Consider the following 24,777-nt stretch of genomic DNA (forward strand, 5'->3'; position numbering starts at 1 on the left):
ACAGGACCGATCCACGGTAACACTTTCCCCGACCCAGGATGCCCCCATGTCCGACACCCTGCTCCTGACGCCCGGCGAGTTCGACCTCGACCAGCTGCGCGCCATCTACCAGCACCAACCCGCCCTGCGCCTGGCGGATGAATGCCGCGAGGCCATCCTGCGCAGCGCGCAGACGGTCAGCCAGATCATCGCCGACCAGCGCACGGTCTACGGCATCAACACCGGATTCGGCCTGCTGGCGCGCACCTCCATTGCCGAAGACCAACTCGCCACCCTGCAGCGCAACCTGATCCTCTCCCATTGCACCGGCACCGGGCCGCTGCTGGACGACGCGAGCGTGGCGCTGATCATGGCGCTGAAGATCGGCTCCCTGGCACGCGGCTTCTCCGGCGTCGGCCTGCCGGTGATCGAGACGCTGCTCAAGCTCTACCAGGCGCGGGTCTATCCCTGCATCCCGTCCCAGGGTTCGGTGGGCGCCTCCGGCGACCTCGCGCCGCTGGCGCACCTGTTCTCGACCCTGCTGGGCGTCGGCCAGGTGCGGCATCAGGGGCGCATCCTCGACGCCAGCGAAGGCCTCGCCATCGCCGGCGCCGAGCCGCTGGTGCTGGGGCCCAAGGAAGGCCTGGCGCTGATCAACGGCACCCAGGTGTCCACCGCCCTGGCCCTGCGCGGACTGTTCGCGGCGGAGAAGTTGTTCGTCTCGGCGGTGGTCGCCGGCAGCCTGACGGTGGAAGCGCTGAAAGGCTCGTTCGTGCCCTTCGATGCGCGCATCCAGGCGGTGCGCGGCCAACCGGGGCAGATCGCGGTCGCCGCGCTGTACCGCGAGTTGCTGCACGACAGCCCGATCAACCAGTCGCACATCGACTGCAAGCGCGTGCAGGACCCGTACTCCCTGCGCTGCCAGCCCCAGGTGATGGGCGCCTGCCTGGATCACCTGCGCTTCGCCGCAGGCGTTTTCCTGCGGGAGGCCAATGCCGTTTCCGACAACCCGCTGGTATTCAGCGCTGACGGCGACGTGCTGTCAGGCGGTAACTTCCACGCCGAGCCGGTGGCCATGGCGTCCGATGTGCTGGCGCTGGCGATCTCGGAGATCGGCGCGCTGTCCGAGCGGCGCATCGCCCAGTTGGTGGACCCGGCGATGTCCGGGCTGCCGGCCTTCCTGGTGAAGGAAGGCGGGCTGAACTCCGGCTTCATGATCGCCCAGGTCACCTCGGCGGCACTGGCCTCGGAGAACAAGACCCTGGCGCACCCGGCCTCGGTGGACAGCCTGCCGACCTCGGCCAACCAGGAGGACCACGTCTCCATGGCCACCTTCGCCGCCCGTCGCCTGCTGGACATGGCCGGCAACAGTGCCGGCGTGGTCGCCATCGAACTGCTCGCCGCAGCGCAAGGCGTGGACTTCCACGCGCCCTTGCAAAGCTCCCCGCAGCTGCAGGAGGTGCGCACGCTGATCCGCAGCCAGGTGCCCCATTACGCGCAGGACCGCTACTTCGCCCCGGACATCGCCGCCGCGCGGGCCTGGGTGGAGGAAGGGGTGATGAGCCGGTGGATCGAGTATTCGCGGTTGTACGAGTGACGGTGGCGTTTTACGCCATCGCGGGCATGGCCCGCTCCTACCAGGGGAGTTCGGCGCAAGGCGGTTCGCGAGCAAGCTCGCTCCTACGAAGAGCCATCTCCCCGGCTTTGACTGTGAAGACTTCCAGAGAAATGTCCAAGCACTCCGAACGGCCCCGTTCAGGAGGCCTCGTTGAAGCGGAGTTTTAGGGGTTGAGCGGCATGGATGCCGCGAGAGCAGCGATGGGCCAGGGATGGCCCTTCGCGGCGTGCCCCTGAAACTTCGCTTCAACGAGGGAATTTTTCGCATAAGCGAAAAACCGGATGTCCGGGGCAAGACCTTTGCCTTCTTTGGGGCGTTTGCCAAAGAAGGTCGCCCGAGGGGGCGAAACACGGAATTCGCGCGTGCGCCGAAGCGGCGCTGGAACGCCTGAATCAAAGCAGCCAAACAGCGCCTGCAAGGCGCTTTTCACACAAACGAAAAGGGCGCCCCGAAGGCGCCCTTTTCTATTCAGCGTGGCTCAAGCTCGATCACGCAGATGTCCGCCCTACCCTTCACCGTCAGCCGCCACTCGCGCAGCGCGCCGTCGCCTTCGGCGATCAGCGTGTCATGCAGCCCCAGCACCCCACGGGCGTCACCGCCCCATCCCACATGGATGCCCTCGCCCGCGCTGAACAGCAGCACCGTCGATGCGCTGCTGAAGAAGTGCGCGGCACCCTCCAGCGCCAGCCATTGCAGCCGCGCCCGGTAGCGAGCGGGCGAATAGATCAGGTTGAAGTCGCGGATCGCGCCGCCCAGCAAGGTGCACTCCACCACACTGGCGCCATCGAAGGCGAAGGCGTCGAGTGCGCGCAGGTCCCGGGAATCGGCGCCCTCCACGTTCAGGCGCATGCCCTCGCCTTCCAGCACGCTGATCACGCGCTGGTAGCCGGTGAACGCGGAGAACGGCCCCGGTGCGCCGACATCGGCGATGGACACCCGCCAGCCGAAGCCTTCCAGGCCATCGCCGGCGTCGCGGACGATCTCGCGGGTGGTGCCCGCGCCGTTCTTCCAGGGCATCGCCGGGTAGTCGGCGGCGCGCAGCAGCGTTACATCGGTCATGAGCTGAAACGTCCTTCCAGGCGGTAGCGCGAGCCCGGATACAACAGGCGCGCGCTGGTGACGGTGTTGCGCCCCGACCAGGTGCGCCGGCGAATCAGCAGGCACGGCTCGTGACGGTCGACGGACAGCAGCTTGCATTCCTCGGGGGTGGGCAGCACCGCCTCGACCACGTGCTCGCCCTCGCTCAACGGAGCAACCTGGGTGAGGTAGGCGAACGGCGTCTGCCCGGTGAAATCCTGCTTCAGGTAATCCGGCGCCACGGCCGCATTCACGTAGCGGTCTTCGATCTGCACCGGGATATCGTTCTCGTAGTGCACGATCACCGAGTGGAAGATGCGCTGGCCTTCGCGCACGTCCAGCGCCAGGGCGCGTTCGGCACTGGCCAGTTCCTCCAGCAGGCTGATCACTACCAGATGATGCTTGTGCCCGCGGGCGGTGATTTCCTCGGCGATGTTCTGCACCTGGAACAGCGCCGACTGGCCCTTGGGCTCGGCGACGAAGGTGCCCACGCCCTGCATGCGCACCAGCAGGCCGTCGGCGGTCAGCTCGCGCAGGGCGCGGTTGATGGTCATGCGGCTGACGCCCAGTTCATCCACCAGCTCCGCTTCGGACGGCACGCGATGGTGCGGCGGCCAGGTACCGGACTGGATCTGCTGGACGATCAGCTGCTTGACGCGGGCGTACAGCGGCGCGGGAATTTCCCCCATCTGCGCGGCGAGCGACGAACCCTCGGCGGGCTGGGTTGGCGTGGGCGATGCGGGCACGGGAAACTCCTTGTCGTGGCGACGGTGCGAAGCGACCAATCTGACTCCGGCATGTACCGGAATCGACCGGTGCATACAAGTCCTCTGACGACCGCCGGGTGCCTTGCAGTTTACGGGCTCGGCAAACGTCTGTATATGTATATACAAATTCCAAGAAACCCGCGAGGCCTCTGCGCATGTCCGTCCTGTTCGCCGAATCCGCCCTGCTGCCCTCCGGCTGGGCGCGCAATGTCCGCTTCGAGATCGATGCCGACGGCCTGTTCACCGCGATCACCCCGGACGCCAGCGCGGAGGGCGCCGAGCGCGTTGCCGGGCCGCTGCTGGCCGGCATGCCGAACCTGCATTCGCACGCCTTCCAGCGTGCCATGGCGGGGCTGGCGGAAGTCGCCGGCAACCCCAACGACAGCTTCTGGACCTGGCGCGACCTGATGTATCGCCTGGTCGGGCGTCTGTCGCCCGAGCAGGTCGGCGTCATCGCCCGCCAGCTGTACATCGAGATGCTCAAGGCCGGCTACACCGGCGTCGCGGAATTCCACTACGTGCACCACGACGTCGACGGCAAGCCCTACGCCAACCCCGCAGAGCTGGCCCTGCGCGTGAGCCAGGCGGCCTCGGAGGCCGGCATCGGCCTGACCCTGCTGCCGGTGCTCTACTCCCACGCCGGCTTCGGCGGCCAGGCGCCCAGCGACGGCCAGCGCCGCTTCATCAACAGCACCGGCAACTACCTGAAACTGATCGACGGCCTGCGCCAGCACCTGGCGACCCAGCCGCAGCAGAGCCTCGGCCTGTGCTTCCACTCCCTGCGCGCCGTGACGCCGCAGCAGATCGCCGAAGTGCTGGCCGCCGATGGCAGCGGCTGCCCGGTGCACATCCACATCGCCGAACAGCAGAAGGAGGTGGACGACTGCCTGGCCTGGAGTGGCCGCCGCCCGCTGCAATGGCTGTACGAGAACGTCGCGGTGGACGAGCGCTGGTGCCTGGTCCACGCCACGCATGCCGAGCCCGATGAAGTCACCGCCATGGCCCGCAGCGGCGCGGTGGCCGGCCTCTGCCTGACCACCGAGGCGAACCTGGGCGACGGCATCTTCCCCGCCGTGGACTATCTCGCCCAGCACGGCCGTTTCGGCATCGGCTCCGATAGCCACGTGTCGCTCAGCGTGGTCGAGGAACTGCGCTGGCTGGAGTACGGCCAGCGCCTGCGCGACCAGCGCCGCAACCGCCTATACGGCCAGGACCAGCCGATGGTCGGCCGCACCCTGTTCGACGCTGCACTGAGCGGCGGCGCCCAGGCCCTTGGCCAACCCAGTGGCGAGCTCGCGGTGGGCAAGCGCGCCGACCTGCTGGTGCTCGATGGCGGCGACCCGTACCTGCAGACCGCCCGCGCCGACGCCATCCTCAACCGCTGGCTGTTCGCCGGCGGCGATCGCCAGGTGCGCGATGTGATGGTGGCCGGGCGCTGGCGCGTGCGCGGCGGCCGGCATGCGCTGGAAGAACAGAGCGCCCGCGAGTTCGCTGGCGTTCTCCACGAACTACTGGGCTGACCCGAACGCCTTTGTAGGAAGGCGTGGAGCGCAGCGATACCCATCGATAGCCCAGCGCCGACAGCATGGGTATCGCTGCGCTCCACCCATCCTACGTCTGGCCTCTCCCTGTAGGAGCGAGCTTGCTCGCGAACCTGCACGACACGGAGCTATGCGGTTCGCGAGCAAGCTCGCTCCTACGAAAAGCACTCGAAACATGCCCCCATGAAAAAAACGCCCCTCGGGGCGTTTTTTCGTCAGGGCGCGGTCGTCGTCTTCCCAGACCGCCAGATCAGGTCGTCGGTCTGGTAGCCGCGTTCGTGGGCCAGCTCGAGCAATTTCAGGCGGGTGGCATCGGGCACCACGGGCTGGCGCGAGAGCAGCCAGAGGTATTCGCGGTTGGGGTTGCCCACCAGCGCGGTCTGGTAGTCATCGTCGACGTAGAGCACCCAGTAGTCGCCCTTGGCCAGGCCCGGGAAGATCCGCGAGAAGGTGTTGTCGAAGCGCACCCAGAGCTTGTCCGTGCGGCCCGGCACCTGCGCTTCGGCGCGGCCAGTGGCCTGGTCCCATTCGCCGTCTTTGGTCAGGCAGCGGTTGGTCACCGCGATGCTGCTGTCTTCCTGCAGGCGGTAGCGGGCTTCGGATTGCGCGCACTGGCGCTGGAAGAACATCGGCTTGCGCGCCAGCTCGTACCAGGTCCCCTCGTACCGCTTGAGGTCGACCTGCACGGTCTGCGGCGGTTGCTGGGCAGACCCCGCGCAACCGCCAAGAACCCCGAGGCAGACCAGCCAGCTCATGGATCGAGAGATGGATCGAGGGATGAGTCGACGCATTCGCTTCTCCTTGGCCGCCGGCTTCGCCCAAGATGCTTACTTCAGACCCTGGGCGGAGAACAGCAGCACTTTGTCGCCAGCGTACTGGATGCTGATGAAGGCCTTTTCGTCACCCCAGGTGCAGCTGGAAACGCCCAGTGCGCCGGAGCATTCGGCGGGTTTGCCGAGCAGGCCTTCGACCTCGGCCTTGCTCATGCCGGTTTTGATCTTGGAATAGTTCTCCTGGTTCACTTTGCTGCAAGCGGCCAGGACGACACAGAACGCGACGAGCGCGAGGCGGCGGAAGGACATCGACGACTCCATGGTTTTGGGGGACAGGCCAACAAGCTTGGCACAGGGCGGCCGGTTCGGCCGCCGGGTTGGAGTCAGAAACGTGAGCCAGGTTCCGTGAGGAACGTCGCTTCTTCGGCGGTGGATTCGCGGCCGAGGATGGCGTTGCGATGGGGGAAGCGGCCAAAGCGCTCGACCACCACCTGGTGCTTGCGCGCGTAGGCGAGGTAGCCGGCGAACAGCACCTTCTCGCTCTCGCTGGCCTCGGCCTGCAACTGCTCGAACAGGCGCACCGCCTCGTTCTGGCTGGCCAGGTCCTCGGCGTGCTCCAGCACGAGGTAGACGAACACCCGCTCGATGCGCGGCAACTGGCGGTCGAAACCGGCCTCCAGGCCCCGGCGCACCAGTTGCTGGGCGCGGGCGTCACCGGCATAGGCGCGCGGGCAATCGCGGAAGACCATGCGCGGCAGCTGGTCCAGCAGCAGGATCAGCGCCAGCCAGCTCTGCGGCTCGCGCTCCCACGCCTGCAAACCACCGTCCAGGGCCTGGCGCACCAGGCCGCCGAAACGGTTCTCCGAGTCCACGTCCTGGCAGGCGCTCTTGCCGAACCACAGCGCATTGCGCTGGGCGGCGACCTCGTTGGCATCCAGTGCGCTACCGAACCACCAGTCGAGCAGGCTCTGCCAGGGCGCGGTGCTCATCAGCCCTCCTGGTGGTAGGCGGTGGCGCGTTCGACTTCTTCCTTCGAGCCCAGGAACACCGCGACGCGCTGGTGCAGGTTTTCCGGCTTGATGTCGAGGATGCGCTGGTGGCCGTTGGTGGCGGCGCCGCCGGCCTGCTCGATGATGAAGGACATCGGGTTGGCTTCGTACATCAGGCGCAGCTTGCCGGGCTTCTCCGGCTCGCGGGAATCGCGCGGGTACATGAACACGCCACCGCGGGTCAGGATGCGGTGCACGTCGGCCACCATGGAGGCGATCCAGCGCATGTTGTAGTTCTTGCCCAGCGGGCCTTCCTTGCCGGCCAGCAGTTCGCTGACGTAACGCTTCACCGGGGCTTCCCAGTGGCGCTCGTTGGACATGTTGATGGCGAATTCGGCGGTGCTGGTCGGAACGGTGATGTTCTCGTGGGTCAGCACGAAGCTGCCCAGCTCGCGGTCCAGGGTGAAGCCCTTCACGCCGTTGCCCAGGGTCAGGATGAGCATGGTCTGCGGGCCGTAGATGGCGTAGCCAGCGGCGACCTGGGTGGTGCCCGGCTGGAGGAAGGCTTCCTCGCGCAGGCTGTCATTCTGGCTCAGGTACTCGGTGGGGCAGCGCAGCACGGAGAAGATGGTGCCGACCGAGACGTTGACGTCGATGTTGGAGGAGCCGTCCAGCGGGTCGAAGACCAGCAGGTAGGCGCCCTTGGGGTACTTGCCGGGGATCTGGTAGGGATGGTCCATCTCCTCGGAGGCCATGCCGGCCAGGTTGCCGGCCCACTCGTTGGCTTCCAGGAGGATCTCGTTGGAGATCACGTCCAGCTTCTTCTGCACTTCGCCCTGCACGTTCTCGGTGCCCATGCTGCCCAGTACGCCGCCGAGGGCGCCCTTGGAGACGGCGTGGCTGATTTCCTTGCAGGCACGCGCTACCACCTCGACGAGGAAGCGCAGGTCGGCCGGGGTGTTGTGACTGCGGGTCTGCTCGATCAGGTAGCGGCTCAGGGTAACGCGGGACATGGAAGGCTCCAGGGGAGAAGAAGGTAGAAAAAATCAGGGCGCATTCTAGCGTGGAAACGTCCGCGACGCCTCCTGCACGGTGGCCTCGCCGAATGCTTGGAGCCCGCCGGGCACGGGCAGTTCCCCGACGCTCATCGGCGCCGCGACCTTCAGCCGCGCAACGCAGTGCGCGCCGGAAAGAAAGCGGGGCGACAGCCGGACCCGGCCGTCGCCCCGCATCGCCTACCTGAGCCGATCAGAAGTCCAGGCTCAACGCCAGGTTCACGCCCTGGGCCAGGTCGTCGCTGCTGCGGTGCGCGCTGTAGCCGCCGCGCAGCGACAGCTCCGGAGTCAGCTTCTGGGCGAAGCCGATGGTGGCGCGCTGCAGGTGGCTCTGCGGGGTATAGCCCTGCAGGCTGAAGCCGATGTCCGGCAGGCTGGTGAAGTTCATCCCGACATTCTGCGTGTCGTCGGCGTATTCGCGCTCCACGGCGACCTCGCCGAACAGCTGGGTTTCCTGCGACAGGTCCAGCTTGCCCTGCAGGCCGACGCCGAGGCGACGGGAATAGCGGTTCTGCTCTTCGAAGGCCAGCGCGGTGGAGCGGCCGCTGCCCTCGTCGTAGCCATCCACTTTCACCCGCGCCCAGTCGGCGCTGACGAAGGGCGACAGGTGCCAGTTCTCGCCACCCTGGGCAATGTCGTAGCCCAGGCGACCGCTGAAGGCCAGCAGGCTGCCGTCGGTGTCGGCCTTCTCCTCGACCTCGTGGTTGATGATGGTGAACTTGCGGTTGGCGTCCTCGAAGTCGAGCTTGCCCCCGGTCACCGACGCGTCAGCCCACCAGCGGTTCTGCTGGAACTGCACGAACAGGCTGCCCAGGTAGCTGTTCAGCCTGTAGTCGGAGTCGTCCGAGCCCAGTTCCAGCTTCTGCCGGTAGAAGCCCAGCGAGCCGCCCACGCGCCAGGCGTCGTCGAGGCGGTAGCTGGTGCCCAGGGTCAGGTTGGCGCCGTAGCCGGAACCATCGGCAGCGCTGTCCTGGTCGTCGTAGTCCAGGTGCTGGGCGCCGCCGGTGACGAAGCCGCGCCACTGGCCGGTGGCCTGCCAGTTTTCCCAGTCTGCCAGCCATTGGCTGCGCAACTGGTCCTGGTAGGCGTTGTAGCTGCCCAGGGCCATCTCCGGCAGCATCGTGGCTTCCCACGGGGCGGCGAGCACCGAGTAGGCGTAGTCGGCGATCAGGGTCTGGCCGGCGATGGTCGGGTGCACGCCATCGTTGAAGATCAGCTTGGTCGGGTCGGGGTTGCTCCCGTGGCGGCCGTACACGGCGTTCTCGGGGCAGCTGTTGCCGCTGAAGCAGGTGCCGATCAGGTTCTGGTCAGTGGCCAGGCCGTAGGCGCCCGGGTTGGCCAGCACTTCCTTGAACATCGCCGGGATGTTCAGCGGGATGACGTTGGCGTTGGAGGCCGCCAGCTGGCTGACCAGTTCCTGGTTGAAGATGCCCGACAGCTGCGTGCCGAAGGATTGCAGCGCGGTGCCGTTGGTGGCCGGCGTCTGGCCCAGGTCGGGCAGCAGCCAGACCATGATGTAGCGCGCACCGGCATTGTGCAGGGCGTCCACGCTGTCCACCAGGCGGCCGGCCGCGGCACGGGCCGTGGGGTCGTTGGTGATGCGCAGCTGGAGGAAGTCGTTGCCGCCGCCGGTGAGGTAGTAGAGCGCGTTCGGATCGGCGCGGTTGTTCACCAGGTAGCCGTCACGGGTGCGGCTGGTGGAGCCGGCGGTGACGACCGAGCCGCCCGGGGCGGTGATCGAATCGTAGATCTGGTCGGTGCGGTAGCCGCCGACCGCCCAGTTGTTGCCGTCCACGGTGCCGGGGACCAGCGAGGTCGAGGGGTTCAGGTCGGTGCCACCGATCCCCAGCTTGCCGCCCAGGATCATCGGCGCGGTGGGGCCGAAGATCTCGCCGCTGCCGTCCAGGTAGGTCGGGCCGACGCGGTTGGTGAAACGGGTGCTGGCGCCAGCCGGGCCGCCGGCATCGGCGAACTGGCCGGAATCGCTCAGGCTGTCGCCGAAGACGACCAGGGTGGAATACGGCGAAGGGGCTGCAAGGGCCTGTGTGGCAATGGCCATCGCGCACGCAGCCGCCAGCGGGGTGAGCGCCTTTCTGATCATTCTGCTACTCCATGCGTTGTTGTTATTCGGGCAATCAGAAACCACAAGACAGTATCAGAATTTCTACAGGCGACACCCCTATCGTGCGGCGATCCGCGGCGATCAGCCCGTTTGACGACTGCTCCGCAACAGGCTCAGCGCCATCAGCGCGAGCAGGCCGACGCCGGCCAGCAGCAACGCCCAAAGACCGTAGCGTTTCCACTGTGTATCGGCTGTCGCGACAGTGGCGGGCACCGCTGCCGCCGGCGCCTGCAGCGTGCCCTTGAGCCGCGCCTCGCCCATGCTCGCCAGGCGCTTGGGCTCGTACCCGGGCACCAGGGTGGTCAGCGGCAGGCTGCCGTCATTGATCGAATCGCTGCCCACGGCCAGTTCGTAGGGTGCGCCGCCGCGGGCGAGGAACACCAGCTCGCTGGCGCGCACGCCGACGCTCAGGTGCGCGGTGGAACCGCCCAGACCGCCGCCGCGCGAGTCCACCTGCAGACGCAGTTGCCCCAGGCTGATGCCCGGCAGCTCCAGCTCTTCCTGGGTGATTTCCCCGCCCTGCCCCGGCAGGCGATACAGCACGCCGCGCGCCAGGGGCGTCCATTGCACATTGCCGTCGTGGCGGCCGGAGATCACCACCGGCGCCAGGGTGTTGTCCTGCTGCAGGGGAATCCGCACGCGCTCCACCGGCAGCGCCAGGGGCAGGCTCCAGCTGAATTCACCCTTGCTGTCGGCCTTGGCCGCCAGCGGCTCGGACCAGAGCATCGGCACCGGCCCGGTACTGCTGCGGCTGCCGCTGAGGGTGGCGCCGACCAGTTGCGCCGCCTGCTCCGGCGATTCCCACCACAGGCGCAGGTAGCGCGCCGTCTGGCCGGGCAGCGGGATGTCGTTCTGCTCGATGCGCTGGCCATTGAAGTCCAGCCGCGCCAGCTGGCCTTCGCCCAGCGAGCGCCAGTGTTCCAGGTCGTCGCTGGCCTCGATGCGCAGGCGCTGGAAGCCGTCGCCCTCCGCCGTCCAGTCCAGTTGCAGGCGGTCCAGCGGCAGGTCGCCGGAACCGGTTTCCAGCAGCCAGCCGCGCAGCACCTGGGTCTTGTCCTGCGCGGGTGCGTTCGGGGTGATCTCCAGGATGGTGCCGGTGGTGCTGCGAACGATCTTCAGGTTGTCGCCCGCAGCGCTGCCGGTGGCGCCGCGCAGCGGGAAGATGCGCGCCTGCACCTCGCTGCGCACCTGTTTCTCGCTGGCCGCGCTGGTACGCAGGCTATAAGGCAGTGCCTCGCCTTCGGCGTTGAAGATGCGCAGGTCGCGCAGGTCGCCATGGCGCGCGGCGAACAGGACCTCGATGGGCAGTTGCACGCGGTACCAGGGGCCGTTGCCGGACACCTCCAGCGGCACCCGGTGGGCGAAGTCCGCAGGCGCCGGCGCGGCACCGGCGGCGTTGCCCAACAGGCTCGCCGCGGCGAGCAGGACGAAGGATGTCAGCTTCATGCGCTGGGTTGCTCCTGTTGCAGGTGCTCTTGCGGCGCGGGCCGGCGTGGCGGCAGCGGCGCGAAGTAGCCGACGATCAGCATGAGGACGCCGACGCCGATGAAGGAAATGATGCGTTCCAGGCTGCCGCTGCTGGCGCGGTCGACGAAGAACAGCTTGGCCACGACCACGGCGATCAGCACCGCGCCGACCACCCAGAAGTCGCGGCGACCGCGCAGGTGCCCGACGATCATCAGGCCCAGGGCGATCAGCGCCCAGACGATGGACAGCCCGGCCTGCACCAGCATCGACTGGCCCAGCGCGTCGAACTCGAACGGCACGCCGCCCCAGTGGTGCGCGGTGCGGCACACGGCCATGGTCAACAGGGCGAACAGCGAGGCGCCCAGCAGCGCCTGCACCGGCAGGCGCAGGGTGGACTCGGCCACGCCCAGCTGCGGCAGGCCCAGGCGCGTCCACTGGAAGATTGCCGCCAGCACGATGAGCATGCCCAGCTCCAGGGGGTTCACCAACGGCAGGTAGGGCAGCGGGTCGGCCGCGCCGTTGCTGAACAGGTTGACCAGCCAGAACCAGCCCAGCAGCGCCGCCGCGACGGGCGCGGCGGCGATGGCGCGATACTCGCGCTCGAAGGCCGCCACCGGCCATGGCAAGCGCGCGACGCCGCCCATGAGGATCAGGAACAGGCTCGGTACCAGCGCCCAACCCAGCCAGCGCCAGGCGTTGTAGTGCTCGGCCAGGGCGAAGAACAGGTAGCGCAATTCCAGCGCCAGCACGCCGAGGATCAGCCAGCAGCCCAGCACGTGGGCGGCCTGTGCGGCACGCGGTGGCAGCCACTCGGCGAGGCGACGCAGGGTGAAGAAGTGCACCGCGAATACCGCCAGCCAGCCGAGCCAGCCCAGCTCCGCCAGCGGGTGATACTGCAGGTTCCAGGCGCTGGCCAGCGCCACCAGCGACACCGGCACCAGTGCCAGGCACAGCAGCGCCAGCGCGCGCCATTGCTCGCGGCGCGCCAGCAGCGACCAGAGGCCGACACTGAGCGCCGCCACCAGCAGCGCCACGTGCTCGCGCTTCTCACCGGGCACGAAGCGGGCAATCTCCCACAGGGCGGTCAGCGCCCACCAGCCGGCGCCCCACGCCAGCAGCAGGTGCGACAGTTGCGCCAGCCCCAACCCACCCAGCGCCAGGTTGCGCTCGCGCTCACTGGCCCGGTGCAGACGCCAGGCGCCGATCATCGCCGCCAGGGCCAGCACTGCTGGTGTCCAGAAGCCCATGTGCGCCAGCGGTTTCAGGCCTTCGCTGGGCAAATCGCCGAACAGCGCCGCGCCGCCGAAGAGGAAGGCCCCCGCACCGATCACCTGCAGCAGCAGGCCGAAAACGAACGCCGCGCGCTGCTGCAACTGCAGGCTCAGCCAGAGGATCAGCAGGCCGCTGCCGGCCCATACCGCGGCGGCGGTCTGCCAGGGCAGCACGAAGAGCACGGCGAGGTTGATGAAGGCCAGGCCCAGCAGCAGGACGACGCTCAGGCCGAGCATCAGCCGGCGGTCGTCGCGCACCATGGCATCGCGCGCGGCGATCAGCATGGCGGCGATCAGCGCCAGGCCGATCAGCGAGGCGGTCACCAGCCCGCGCCAGCCGGAGCCGAGAACGCCGCTGCCCTCGTCCGCGCCGTGCAGATGCAGGAGGAACACCGCCCCGCCCAGCAACTGCACCGCGAAGGCGCACGCCAGGAAGGTGCGCGAACGCAGGCGCAGTGCGGCAAACAGCGTGGCCAGGCCGGCCACGGCCCAGGCCATGGCGGTGCCGTCCGCGCCCAGCAACAGCGGCGCGATCAGGTAGAGGAAGGCCAGGCCAAAAGCTGCCAGCACCGGGCGGGCATTCGGCTCCCAGCTGCGCAGGGTTTGCGCGTCGGCAGTGCGCAGGTTCCAGAAACTGAACAGCAGCGCGACGCCGAGCATCAGCGCCCCCAGCGGTGCCCCGTCGAGCAGCGTCAGTGACTGCGGGTCGACGCGCAGTTCGCCGAGGAAGGCCAGCGCCGCGCCGATTTGCAGCAGCAGGGCGAAGATCCGCGCCAGCGGCCGCTGTTGACGCAAGCCGAGCCAGAAGATGCCGGCGCCTTCCACCGCCCAGGCGGCGGAGGTCCAGCGGGCGTCCAGGCCCAGCGGGATCGCCAGGGTGCCGAACACCACGCCCAGCGCCAGGCAGGTTTCCACCAGCAGCAGCGCGCGGCCGGCGGTACGCCCGGCCAGCAGGCGGGCGAGAAGCATGTAGAACAGGCCCAGCGCCAGGGCGCTGAACGCCGCGCCGAACGCCAGGTGCTGGATGATCGCGTATTGCAGGCCGAAGCCCACCAGCGGCGTGCCGAACAGCACGGTGCCGTCGACATAGTCGGTCTGCCGCGCCGACCAACGCAGCAGCGCCTCGCGGGAATCGTCCTCCGGCGCACCGGCGGCTTCGCGCAGGCGACGGCGAGCGAACAGCAGGCCGATGGCGACGTAGGTCAGGAAGAACAGGATCAGGAAGGGCTCGGTGGTGGCGAACAACTCCGGCTGGTAGGAGCGCAGCCCCCAGGCCAGGCCGATGCCGAAGGTGCCGAAGAAGCCGATCAGGTTGAGCATGCGCCAGGCCTTGAACCAGGCGATGGCGAAGATGCCGGCGTTGAGCAGGGCGAAGTAGCTGAACAGCGCGACATGGCTGCCGCCGCCGGTGGACGCCAGGATCGGCGCGGCGAAACCGCCCAGGGCGGCGGCCGCGGCAAGGCCCACGGCGTCCTGCAGGATGGCGAGCATCGCCGAGAACAGGGTGACCGCCACCAGCAGCACGAAGCCGGCTTTCGGGTCGATCAGCACCTCGCCGTGGTTCATCGCCGGGTACAGCTTGATGCTGGCGAACACCGTCAGGTAGAGCACCGCGACGCCGGTGCCCTGGAGGATCAGCGCATAGGCCGGACGCCGGTGGCGCAGCCACCAGCCGAGCCCGAGCAGCGCCAGCGCGGCGGCGGCGGTACCGATGTACGGCCCCTGCGGCGGCAGGGTCATGCCTTCGGTGGCGTAGCGCAGCAGGAAGGCCAGGCCGAGGAACAGCAGCACCACGCCGACGCGCAGCACGGTATTGCCGCCCAGCAGCCAGTCACGGGCGGCGCCGAAGGCGCGGTCGAACAGGGACGGAGCGGGCGGAGACGGCGGCAGCGGAGGCGCGGCAGGCGCCGGTTGCGGTTGGGCGTCGGGGGCTTCGGCGCGGGCCTGGGCGGCGGGCTTCTCCATCGGCTCCAGCACCAGGTCCGACCACTCGATGGGCGCTTGCACCCGCGCAGCCGCCGCCGGGGCCGGCTCGTCGGTGGGCAGTTCGATGTTCCAGTCCAGGTCGCCGGCGGCGGGTTCGCTGACCGGCGCCTCGGCTTCCGGCTCGGATTCGGCAGCAGGGGTCGGCATCGGCGGCGCGGCAGCGTCGCTGCCCGCCGGCGGCGTCTGCGCGCTGGCGCTGCGCTCCACCTGCAGCAGCCGCTCGTACAGGGCCTGGGTGCCCTGGTCGAAGCGCGCGCCGAAGGCCTTCAACTCGCCGCGAAGGCTGGCGTTCTCCCGCTTCAGGCTGTGCAGGGCGAACGTCTGCCCCAGCGCGAGCCCCGCTACCGCGCCCAACACCGCCCCGGTGATCGACTCGCCCGCAGCGGCGCCGATGACCAGGCCGACCAGCATGAAAATCCATTGCATGCTTTCGAATCCTTGAGGTTCTGTGCGAATCCATCCCGATCCGGACGGCAACATCCGGCAGCTGAGTATATCGGCCCGAGTCCCTGGCCTGCGCTCACGATCTCACAGCTTCGAAGATTCAGACGTCTTCACGACGCCCCGCGGACACGGGGAGCGGGTTTCTTTTCGCAGGGCACGCCATATGTCCTGCCCGGCCCCGATGGCTTTTGGCAGGAGCGAGCTTGCTCGCGAACCTCTCGGCTCCGGCGTAGGCGGCGAAGCGTTCGCGAGCAAGCTCGCTCCTACATCCACGGCCCTCCGGCGAAACAGAGCAGCCCCGTAGGGCGCATAACCCGGGACGGGTTATCCGCCGGCTATCTCGCGGCGGATAACGCTGGCGCGTTATTCGCCCTACGCCATGCCAGGCCCCGGTGGCCTTTCGTAGGAGCGAGCTTGCTCGCGAACCTCTCAGCTCCGGCGTGGGCGGCAAAAGCGTTCGCGAGCAAGCTCGCTCCTACAGGGTCGCACCGCGGAGCCCGGCGGATACGGGCCGTTCGGCAGGCAAAAAAAGCCGGGCAGATGCCCGGCTTTTTGTGCGGCTGATCGAATCAGACCTTGGCGCGTTCGTAGCGCTTGCGGTCGTTTTCGTTGAGCAGCTTCTTGCGCAGACGGATCGACTTCGGCGTCACTTCCACCAGCTCGTCATCGGCGATGAATTCCAGCGCCTGCTCCAGGGTGAAGCGGATCGGCGGAACCAGGGCGATGACTTCGTCCTTGCCCGAAGCACGCATGTTGTCGAGCTTCTTGCCCTTGGTGGGGTTGATCACCAGGTCGTTGTCGCGGCTGTTGATGCCGGCCAGCTGGCCTTCGTAGATTTCGTCGCCTGGGCCGAGGAACAGCTTGCCGCGGCTTTGCAGGGTTTCCAGCGAGTAGGTCAGCGCGGTGCCGGTGGCCATGGAGACCAGTACGCCGTTCTGGCGGTTGGACACTTCGCCGGCCTTGATCGGGCCATAGTGGCTGAAGGTCGAGGTCAGGATGCCGGTGCCCGAGGTCAGGGTCAGGAAGTTGTTACGGAAGCCGATCAGGCCACGCGCCGGGATGGTGTATTCCAGGCGCACGCGGCCCTTGCCGTCGGGGATCATGTTGGTCAGATCGCCCTTGCGCAGGCCCATCTGCTCCATCACCGAGCCCTGGTGCTGCTCTTCGATGTCGATGGTGACGTTCTCGTAAGGCTCCTGCTTCTCGCCTTCGGCGGTCTCGATGATCACCACTTCCGGACGGCCCACGGCCAGCTCGAAGCCTTCACGACGCATGGTTTCGATCAGTACCGAGAGGTGCAGTTCGCCACGGCCGGAGACCTTGAACTTCTCCGGGGAGTCGCCTTGCTCGACGCGCAGGGCCACGTTGTGCAGCAGTTCCTTGTCCAGACGGTCCTTGATGTTGCGGCTGGTGACGAACTTGCCTTCCTTGCCGGCGAACGGCGAGTCGTTGACCTGGAAGGTCATGCTCACGGTCGGCTGGTCAACGGTCAGCGGCGGGCGCGCTTCGACGTGCTGCGGGTCGCACAGGGTGTCGGAGATGAACAGCTCGTCCATGCCGGACACGCAGACGATGTCGCCGGCTTCGGCTTCAGCGACTTCGATGCGCTGCAGGCCCGAGTGGCCCATGATCTTCAGGATACGGCCGTTGCGCTTGGTGCCGTCGTCGCTGATGGCCACGACCGGGGTGTTGGCCTTGATCTTGCCGCGGGCGATACGGCCGATGCCGATCACGCCGAGGAAGCTGTTGTAGTCCAGCTGGGAAATCTGCATCTGGAACGGACCGTCGACGTCGACTTTCGGCGCCGGAACGTGGTCGATGATCGCCTGGAACAGCGCGTCCATGTTGTCGTCCATCTTCTCGTGGTCCATGCCGGCGATGCCGTTCAGGGCACTGGCGTAGACAATCGGGAAGTCCAGCTGCTCGTCGGTGGCGCCGAGGTTGTCGAACAGGTCGAAGATCTGGTCGATGACCCAGTCAGGACGCGCGCCCGGACGGTCGATCTTGTTCACCACGACGATCGGACGCAGACCGGCCTTGAACGCCTTCTGGGTCACGAAGCGGGTCTGCGGCATGGGGCCGTCCTGGGCGTCGACCACCAGCAGCACGGAGTCCACCATCGACATCACGCGCTCTACCTCGCCGCCGAAGTCGGCGTGGCCGGGGGTGTCGACGATGTTGATGCTGTAGTCATTCCATTTCAGGGCGGTGTTCTTCGCCAGGATGGTGATGCCACGCTCTTTTTCCTGGTCGTTGGAGTCCATCACGCGCTCGTTTTCCGCTTCTTTGCGGTCGAGGGTGCCGGACAGGCGCAGGAGCTTGTCTACGAGGGTGGTCTTGCCATGGTCGACGTGGGCGATGATGGCGATGTTGCGCAGTTTTTCGATCACAGTGTCAGTCTCGATAGTGAATCTTCGGCTGCCGTTTCGGCAGCGGGGGCCGGGCCGTGGCGCGGCGGTGCAAAAGGTCAGGGCGTGAGCCTACGCACCGAATGTGTCGGGAGGTCGGTGGCGGATGCTGCCGCCGAACAGTCCGGGCTGGCGGCGTTGGTCCGCGCCTTTATTGCGGACGGTAAACACGCACATTGGTGTGCCCTTCGTTGACCAGGTGGTGGGCGTGCAGGCGACTCATGACGCCCTTGTCGCAATACAGGAGGTACTGGCGGTTGGGGTCCAGTTCCTTGAACTTGCTGTTGATCGCGTAGAACGGCATCGGCAGCACTTCGATGCCGTCGATGGCCAGCGGTTCATCTTCCTGGGCGTCGGGGTGACGGATGTCCACCACGATCTGCCCGGGCAGCACCTCGTCGACCATTTCCACCGGCAGGTCCTTGCCCAGTTCGTCGATCACGCGGTCGACGGTCATCTGGGTGGAGCGCTCCAGGGCGCGGTCGAGCACGGCCATGTCGAACTTGGATTCTTCGTGGTCGACCCGGTACGGCTTGGCCTGGGTGGTCGGGTTCACCGAGATCACGCCGCAGTACTCGGGCATGTGCTTGGCGAACTCGGCGGTACCGATCTTCGTCGCGGTGTCGATGATGTCCTGCTTGTGGCTGACGATCAGCGGGCGCAGCACCAGGGTGTCGGTCACCCGGTCGATCACCGAGAGGTTCGGCAGGGTCTGGCTGGACACCTGGGAGATCGCCTCGCCGGTGACCAGGGCATTGAGCTCCAGGCGCTCGGCCACGCGGCTGGCGGCCCGTAGCATCATGCGCTTCAAGGTGACGCCCATGTAGCTGTCGTCGACCTTGGTGAGAATCTCGCCGACCACTTCCTCGAAGGGCACGCTGACGAACAGCACGCGCTGGGAACGACCGAACTTCTCCCACAGGTAATGCGCGACTTCCATCACGCCCAGCTCGTGGGCACGGCCGCCGAGGTTGAAGAACACGAAGTGGCTGATCATGCCGCGGCGCATCATCTGGTAGGCCGCCACGGTGGAGTCGAAGCCACCGGACATCAGCACCAGCACCTGCTCCAGCGCGCCCAACGGGTAACCGCCCAGGCCATCGTGCTGGGCATGGATCACGTAGAGGCGGTCGTGGCGGATTTCCACGCGCACTTCCACTTCCGGGTTCTTCAGCGACACGCCCGCCGCGCCGCAGTGCTGGCGCAGGCCACCGCCGACGTAGCGCTCCACATCTATAGAGGTGAACGGGTGCTTGCCGGCGCGCTTGCAGCGCATGGAGAAGATCTTGCCCGGCAGCTTGTCGCCGAAGTGCTGCTTGCACTTCTCGAGGATGTCGTCGAAATCGCCCAGCGGGTATTCGTGCACTTCCAGGAAGTGGCCGATGCCCGGCGTGCAGGTCAGGCGCTCGATCATCTCGCGCAGGACCTTGGCGTCGGTGACCTGGGTCTCGACCTCGAGGTTGTCCCACTCGCCTTCGACCAGCAGTTCGGGGTCGAGGTCGCGGAGCACCGTGCGAATGTTCTTCGCCAGCTGGCGGATGAAGCGCTTGCGCACCGGCCGGCTCTTGATGGTGATTTCCTGGAAGACCTTGACGATGAGTTTCATGCGAACCGGGCGATTGCCATGGGACTGAAAAAAAGGGGCGGAATTATATCCGAAATTGCTCAAGACTTGAGCAGAAATCGGAGACTTTCTTTTGAGTGCACCAAAATGGACTTATGCACCATGACGGAGCACCAAAGCAGTGCACTATTGTGGCGCGAAATCCCGTCACCCTCGCCGTAACCCGTGATTTCAGGGCCCCTGCCCATTTACGGGCACTGGCACGCAACTTGCTCTCTTGTGAGGCAGGTTGCCCTGGCGGAGTATTCCGGCCGGCATCACCCGATACTGGGGCATAGAAAAGCTCCCAGCTCTAATCCCTCCTGGAGGACAGCATGTCGTACAAGTCGCAACAACTGATCAAAGATCATGACGTGAAGTGGGTTGACCTGCGCTTCACCGATACCAAAGGCAAGCAGCAGCACGTCACCATGCCCGCCCGCGACGCCCTGGACGATGAATTCTTCGAAGCCGGCAAGATGTTCGACGGTTCCTCCATCGCCGGTTGGAAAGGAATCGAAGCCTCCGACATGATCCTGCTCCCGGACGACAGCACCGCCGTGCTGGACCCGTTCACCGAAGAGCCGACCCTGATCATCGTCTGCGACATCATCGAGCCGAGCACCATGCAAGGCTACGAGCGCGACCCGCGCAACATCGCCAAGCGCGCCGAGGAATACCTGAAGTCCACCGGTATCGGTGACACCGTATTCGTTGGCCCGGAGCCGGAGTTCTTCATCTTCGACGAAGTGAAGTTCAAGTCCGACATCTCCGGCTCGATGTTCAAGATCTTCTCCGAGCAGGCTTCCTGGAACACCGACGCCGACATCGAGACCGGCAACAAAGGCCACCGTCCCGGCGTCAAGGGCGGCTACTTCCCGGTACCGCCGGTCGACCACGACCACGAAATCCGTACCGCCATGTGTAACGCCCTGGAAGAAATGGGCCTGACCGTGGAAGTGCACCACCACGAAGTGGCCACCGCCGGCCAGAACGAGATCGGTGTGAAGTTCAACACCCTCGTTGCCAAGGCTGACGAAGTGCAGACCCTGAAGTACTGCATCCACAACGTGGCTGACGCCTACGGCAAGACCGTGACCTTCATGCCGAAGCCGCTGTACGGCGACAACGGCTCGGGCATGCACGTGCACATGTCCATCTCCAAGGATGGCAAGAACACCTTCGCTGGCGAAGGCTATGCCGGCCTGTCCGACACCGCCCTGTACTTCATCGGCGGCATCATCAAGCACGGCAAGGCCCTGAACGGCTTCACCAACCCGGCCACCAACTCCTACAAGCGTCTGGTTCCGGGCTTCGAAGCCCCGGTCATGCTGGCCTACTCGGCTCGCAACCGTTCCGCCTCGATCCGTATCCCGTACGTTTCCAGCCCGAAAGCCCGCCGTATCGAAGCGCGCTTCCCGGACCCGGCTGCCAACCCCTACCTGTGCTTCGCTGCACTGCTGATGGCGGGCCTGGACGGCATCCAGAACAAGATTCACCCCGGCGATGCCGCCGACAAGAACCTGTACGACCTGCCGCCGGAAGAGGCGAAGGAAATCCCGCAGGTGTGCGGCAGCCTGAAAGAGGCGCTGGAAGAACTCGACAAGGGCCGCGCGTTCCTGACCAAGGGCGGCGTGTTCACCGACGAGTTCATCGATGCCTACATCGAGCTGAAGTCGGAAGAAGAAATCAAGGTGCGCACCTTCGTGCACCCGCTGGAATACGACCTGTACTACAGCGTCTGATCCACGAATACCTATAAATAGCGACACCATTAAGGCCTCCTTCGGGAGGCCTTTTTTATGGGCTCAGGAAAGCGGACGCGCCTTGTAAGGGCGCGCCATGCGCGCGATCGCGGGCGTGGCCCGCTCCTACAGGTCCGGGCTGAATCCCTGCAGGAGCGAGCTTGCTCGCGAACGGATTTCCCGGCAACGCCGGTGCCGGGCGGTTCGCGAGCAAGCTCGCTCCTACGAAGAGCCGCAGGATCAGATGCCACCGTCCGCCGGCGCGCCGTGTTCCTCGTCGTCCTCGCGGCGCGGCTTGCGCATGCGTGAGAGCTGCACGTTCAGGCGTGGCATGGAGAGTTCCAGCCCCGCCTTGTCGAGCTTCTGCCGCAGGCGCAGGTTGAAGGCGCGCTGCACCTCCCACTGGCGAATGGGCGCGGTCTTGAAGCGGAAGCGCAGGATCGCCTGGCCGGCGTCGAAGCTCTCGATGCCCTGGATTTCCAGCGGCGACCAGATGGCGCGGTTGATGGTGCGGTCGCCGCGCAACTCGCCGGAGACCTCCTTGACCAGCGCCAGCGCATCGTCGATGGGCATGGTCGCCGGCACCGGCCAGCGGAACATGGCGTAGCCGAACTGCCGCGAGTAGTTCTTGATGCTCTTGATCTCGCTGAACGGGATGGTGTGCACCACGCCGTCCAGGTCGCGCAGGCGCACGGTGCGGATGGTCAGGCCCTCCACCGTGCCGAGGTGCCCGCCGACGTCCACGTAGTCGTCGATGGACAGCGAGTCCTCGATGATGATGAACAGGCCGGTGATCAGGTCCGCCACCAGCGACTGCGCACCGAAGCCGATGGCCAGGCCGATGACGCCGGCACCGGCGAGCAGCGGCGTGACGTTCATGCCCATGTTGGCCAGGGCGACGATCAGCGCGATCACCGCGATGGTCACGAACAGCACGTTGCGGATCAGCGGCAGCATGGTCAGGGCGCGGGCATTGGCGCTCTTCTTGCCGCCCAGCCCGAGGCTGTGCTGCACCGCAGTGTCGGTGAGAATCCACACCAGCCAGGCGACCAGCAGCGTGGTGCCGAAGCTGAACAGCTTGAGGCTGATCTGCGAACCATCGCCCTCGGCGAAGCGGATCAGCGACATGCCCCACACGCGCAGGCCGATCTCCAGGAAGAACAACAGGCTGGCGAGGTGCAGCAGCGTGTAGCCGAAGTTCTGCAACTGCTCGATGTACGGCGCATGCCGGCGCGCGCCGCGCCGTGTCGAGCGCAGGTGGGCGCGGCGGATCAGCCCGTTGACGGTCATCGCCACCACCGCCACGGCGGCGCAGACCAGGGCGCGCCGCAGGGCATAGCTGCTGTCGCCGGCGGTAACGATGGTGGCGAACAGCGAGATGCCCACCAGCACCAGCACGGGCAGGAACCAGATCGAGCCGATCAGCTCCACCAGGTCGCTCAGGCCACGGCGCTTCAGGCGACGCTCCAGCGGCTGGTTGCGGATCAGATGGGCGATGGGCCGGCGGAATTGCAGGACGAACAAGGCGGTGAGCAGCGCCGCGCAGATGTTCGCCAGCGAGCCGACGAACAGCGAGATGTTCATGCCCAGGCTCTCGATCACCCGCGGGTCGTGCATCACCTCGCCCAGCGCGGCGAGGCTGCCGATCAGCCACAACGGGCGGAAGGCGCGGCGCCGCAGGATGTCCAGGGCCCGCATGCGGTGCGGGCCGCTGAGCAGCGACAGGGAAATCACGCACAGCGCCGAGAACAGCGTGCCGCACACCAGGGTGTAGGCGATCACCATGGCCACCAGCTTGCCGAGCGAACTGGGCAGCACCACGGACAGGTAGACGGTGATCAGGAAGGCCACCAGCCAGGGGCCCAGCTTGCGCAGGGCGAACAGCAGCAGGTCGCGGGTCTTGGGGTGCTGGGGCAGCTCGCTCTCCAGGCCGAAGCGCTGGCGCATGCGCCCGGCGAGCCAGCGCAGGCCCAGGGCGACGCAGGCCCAGATGAGGATCACCAGGGCGAAATCGAGGATCATCCCCGGCCACTCGGCCAGCGACGGCGTGCGCGCGTCCAACTCGTAGCCGGCGCCCTGGAACAGCTCGGACCAGCGCACCACGGGGCTGTTGGCACCCTCGAACTGCCGCTCCAGGCTGCCCAGGGTGTCGCCGATCAACCCGAGCACGCCGCCCTGGTCCTCGGAGCTCTTCTGCGTGGCGTCGCGCAGTTGCTTGAGCTTTTTCAACAGGTCGGCGCGCTGCTGGTCATTCTCCAGGGTCTTGATCACCTGGTTCAGCGACTGCTCCAGCTGGGCGTCGCTGACCTTCGCCTCGCCACTGCCCGTCACCCCGGCCAGCGGCCCGGGAAGCGCCGCCTGCGCCGGTCCGGCGCCGCACCAGCCCAGACCCAGGCAGCACAGCAACAGCCACTGACGAAGCAGGTAACGAATTGGAATCACAGACATACCCCACAACCATGGACAATGACGCTCGCCGCATCATACAGACGCCGGCGCCAGGCTCGGACCCGTCCCACGCAGGAAAGGTCCCCCGGCGAGCAGCAGCGCACAACGCGCGGCGCCCTCCTGAAAGACAATAGGCAACTTGCCAGCCGCCGCCGGCGGTGCAAGGCTTGGCACGACCATCCGGAGATTCTTCATGCGCCTGATCCTTACCGCCCTGCTGCTCGCCGCCGCATTGCCAGCCAGCGCGCAGATCTACAAGTACACCGACGCCGACGGCAAGACGGTGTTCACCAACCAGCCCCCCACCGACGTCGACGCCAAGCCGGTGGAACTGCCGCCGACCAACACCGTCGGCCCGCAGGCGCCGGTCGTTGCGCCGAGCGACAGCGACACGGGCAGCCAAGCCAGCAACACCTACGCCATTCTCGCCCTGAGCAACCTGCCCGATGACGAGGCGCTGCGGCAGAACAACGGCACCTTCACGGTCAACGTGGTGGTGCAGCCGGCCCTGTCGCCGGCCCATCAACTGCAACTGGTCCTCGACGGCCAGCCCTACGGCGCACCGACCAGCAGCACCAGCATCGGCCTGGACAACCTCGACCGCGGCGACCACACCCTGGCGGTCCAGGTACTGCAAGGCAGCCGCGTGATCCAGGCCAGCGCGCCGGTGAGCTTCACCCTGCAGCGCATCAGCACCCACAGCCCGCAACGACCGAAAGTCCAACCCCGGGTGGGCGGCTGACGATGCGCCTGCTGCTGACCCTCCTGTTGTCGACCCTGCTGTCGGCGCTGAGCTGCCTGCCGGCCAGCGCCGAGGTGTACACCTACATCGACAAGGAAGGTAATCGCGTCTTCACCGACCAGCCACCGCGCGGCAACGCGCAGAAACTGCAACTGGCGCCGACCAACGCCCAGCCGGGCGCCCCCAATGGCGTGCGCATGCCGCCGCCGCTCTATGCCCCGGCCACCCCGGCGCTGCCGCCCGGCCCGCCGGCGTACCAGCTGCTGCGCATCATCGTGCCGGAGCCCGATGCCACCGTGCGGGCCAACGACGGTGCGCTGATCGTCTCCGCCACCAGCGACCCGGCCCTGCTCCCCGGCCACCTCTACCGCCTGCTGCTGGACGGCAAGCCGGTCGGCGAACCCGGCCGCAGCCCGGTATTCCCGCTGTACAACATCGACCGCGGCACCCATCAGTTATCGGTGGAGATCGTCGATACCCTTGGGCGCACCATCGAACAGACGCCCAACCAGCCCTTCCACATGTTCCGCGTCTCGATCGCCGAAGCGACCACCCTCGACGCCACGCCGGACTTCAACGCCGCCAGTCGTTGAGTCCGGCGCACCGGTCAGCACAAATGCACCATAACGGTGCATATGCCTGCACCACTTTCTATACTCTCCCCATTTCAGGTCACGCTCGAGGGCCGATCCGGCCGTCCGCGCACCGCCAATCAGCGCGGTGCCGCTAAATACGCGTCTTT

General features: G+C 66.9%; 17 protein-coding genes. 5 read left to right on the forward strand and 12 right to left on the reverse strand.

All coding sequences use genetic code 11. From position 1 onward, the window contains the following. Positions 1 to 46 precede the first annotated feature (46 nt). Positions 47 to 1,576 (forward strand): histidine ammonia-lyase, encoded by a 1,530-nt coding sequence (gene hutH, locus N0B71_RS06005; protein ID WP_259757830.1) that lies wholly within the window; start codon positions 47 to 49, stop codon positions 1,574 to 1,576. Between the two features lie 489 nt (positions 1,577 to 2,065). On the opposite strand, the gene N0B71_RS06010 is transcribed toward hutH, so the two are convergent. Together N0B71_RS06010 and hutC are read right to left on the reverse strand one after the other, a co-directional pair. Further along, positions 2,066 to 2,656, reverse strand: a complete 591-nt coding sequence (locus N0B71_RS06010; RefSeq protein WP_259757832.1) for a HutD/Ves family protein — start codon at positions 2,654 to 2,656, stop codon at positions 2,066 to 2,068. Beyond that, a complete protein-coding gene (gene hutC, locus N0B71_RS06015; RefSeq protein WP_259759485.1) occupies positions 2,653 to 3,363 on the reverse strand; it encodes a histidine utilization repressor in 711 nt (236 codons plus the stop codon). The genes N0B71_RS06010 and hutC overlap by 4 nt, the downstream gene beginning before the upstream one ends. Positions 3,364 to 3,596: 233 nt before the next feature. Between hutC and N0B71_RS06020 the strand changes: the two genes are divergently transcribed. Further along, positions 3,597 to 4,961 (forward strand): formimidoylglutamate deiminase, encoded by a 1,365-nt coding sequence (locus tag N0B71_RS06020; protein WP_259757834.1) that lies wholly within the window; start codon positions 3,597 to 3,599, stop codon positions 4,959 to 4,961. Positions 4,962 to 5,197: 236 nt separating this feature from the next. On the opposite strand, the gene N0B71_RS06025 is transcribed toward N0B71_RS06020, so the two are convergent. The 9 genes from N0B71_RS06025 to thiI form a co-directional block, all read right to left on the reverse strand. Continuing rightward, positions 5,198 to 5,737 (reverse strand): lipocalin family protein, encoded by a 540-nt coding sequence (locus tag N0B71_RS06025; protein ID WP_259757836.1) that lies wholly within the window; start codon positions 5,735 to 5,737, stop codon positions 5,198 to 5,200. Positions 5,738 to 5,809: 72 nt separating this feature from the next. Continuing rightward, positions 5,810 to 6,064 carry an outer membrane protein assembly factor BamE gene (locus N0B71_RS06030; RefSeq protein WP_259757837.1) on the reverse strand — a complete coding sequence of 85 codons (255 nt, stop codon included), beginning with the start codon at positions 6,062 to 6,064 and terminating at the stop codon, positions 5,810 to 5,812. A 74-nt stretch (positions 6,065 to 6,138) separates the two neighbouring features. Then, entirely contained in the window at positions 6,139 to 6,744 is a 606-nt protein-coding gene (locus tag N0B71_RS06035) for a DUF924 family protein (RefSeq protein ID WP_259757839.1), read from the reverse strand. After that, positions 6,744 to 7,757, reverse strand: a complete 1,014-nt coding sequence (locus tag N0B71_RS06040; RefSeq protein ID WP_259757841.1) for a class 1 fructose-bisphosphatase — start codon at positions 7,755 to 7,757, stop codon at positions 6,744 to 6,746. The genes N0B71_RS06035 and N0B71_RS06040 overlap by 1 nt, the downstream gene beginning before the upstream one ends. A 235-nt stretch (positions 7,758 to 7,992) precedes the next feature. Next, positions 7,993 to 9,900 (reverse strand): esterase EstP, encoded by a 1,908-nt coding sequence (gene estP / locus N0B71_RS06045; RefSeq protein WP_259757843.1) that lies wholly within the window; start codon positions 9,898 to 9,900, stop codon positions 7,993 to 7,995. A gap of 102 nt (positions 9,901 to 10,002) precedes the next feature. Beyond that, on the reverse strand, positions 10,003 to 11,367 hold the full coding sequence (locus N0B71_RS06050; protein ID WP_259757844.1) for a DUF3999 domain-containing protein: 1,365 nt from the start codon (positions 11,365 to 11,367) through the stop codon (positions 10,003 to 10,005). Next, positions 11,364 to 15,071 carry a DUF2339 domain-containing protein gene (locus N0B71_RS06055; RefSeq protein ID WP_259757845.1) on the reverse strand — a complete coding sequence of 1,236 codons (3,708 nt, stop codon included), beginning with the start codon at positions 15,069 to 15,071 and terminating at the stop codon, positions 11,364 to 11,366. The genes N0B71_RS06050 and N0B71_RS06055 overlap by 4 nt, the downstream gene beginning before the upstream one ends. 587 nt (positions 15,072 to 15,658) lie before the next feature. After that, on the reverse strand, positions 15,659 to 17,479 hold the full coding sequence (gene typA / locus N0B71_RS06060) for a translational GTPase TypA (protein ID WP_259757846.1): 1,821 nt from the start codon (positions 17,477 to 17,479) through the stop codon (positions 15,659 to 15,661). 169 nt (positions 17,480 to 17,648) lie between these two features. Next, positions 17,649 to 19,103 carry a tRNA uracil 4-sulfurtransferase ThiI gene (gene thiI / locus N0B71_RS06065; RefSeq protein WP_259757847.1) on the reverse strand — a complete coding sequence of 485 codons (1,455 nt, stop codon included), beginning with the start codon at positions 19,101 to 19,103 and terminating at the stop codon, positions 17,649 to 17,651. Positions 19,104 to 19,435: 332 nt separating this feature from the next. On the opposite strand from thiI, the gene glnA reads away from it, so the two are divergent. Further along, the gene (glnA, locus tag N0B71_RS06070) at positions 19,436 to 20,845 is read left to right on the forward strand and encodes a glutamate--ammonia ligase (protein WP_259757849.1); all 1,410 of its coding nucleotides are present in this window, start codon (positions 19,436 to 19,438) and stop codon (positions 20,843 to 20,845) included. Positions 20,846 to 21,085: 240 nt separating this feature from the next. Here the strand turns inward: glnA and N0B71_RS06075 are convergent, their stop codons facing one another. Further along, complete coding sequence (locus N0B71_RS06075) at positions 21,086 to 23,293, reverse strand: mechanosensitive ion channel family protein (protein ID WP_259757851.1); 2,208 nt, start codon at positions 23,291 to 23,293, stop codon at positions 21,086 to 21,088. 193 nt (positions 23,294 to 23,486) lie between these two features. Between N0B71_RS06075 and N0B71_RS06080 the strand changes: the two genes are divergently transcribed. Together N0B71_RS06080 and N0B71_RS06085 are read left to right on the forward strand one after the other, a co-directional pair. Then, positions 23,487 to 24,035: a DUF4124 domain-containing protein gene (locus N0B71_RS06080; protein WP_259757853.1), complete on the forward strand. Its 549-nt coding sequence runs from the start codon at positions 23,487 to 23,489 to the stop codon at positions 24,033 to 24,035. A gap of 11 nt (positions 24,036 to 24,046) precedes the next feature. Beyond that, on the forward strand, positions 24,047 to 24,628 hold the full coding sequence (locus tag N0B71_RS06085; RefSeq protein WP_442964667.1) for a DUF4124 domain-containing protein: 582 nt from the start codon (positions 24,047 to 24,049) through the stop codon (positions 24,626 to 24,628). Positions 24,629 to 24,777 lie beyond the last annotated feature (149 nt).

Origin of the sequence: Pseudomonas sp. GCEP-101 (assembly GCF_025133575.1) — a bacterium.
Classification (GTDB): domain Bacteria; phylum Pseudomonadota; class Gammaproteobacteria; order Pseudomonadales; family Pseudomonadaceae; genus Pseudomonas; species Pseudomonas nitroreducens_B.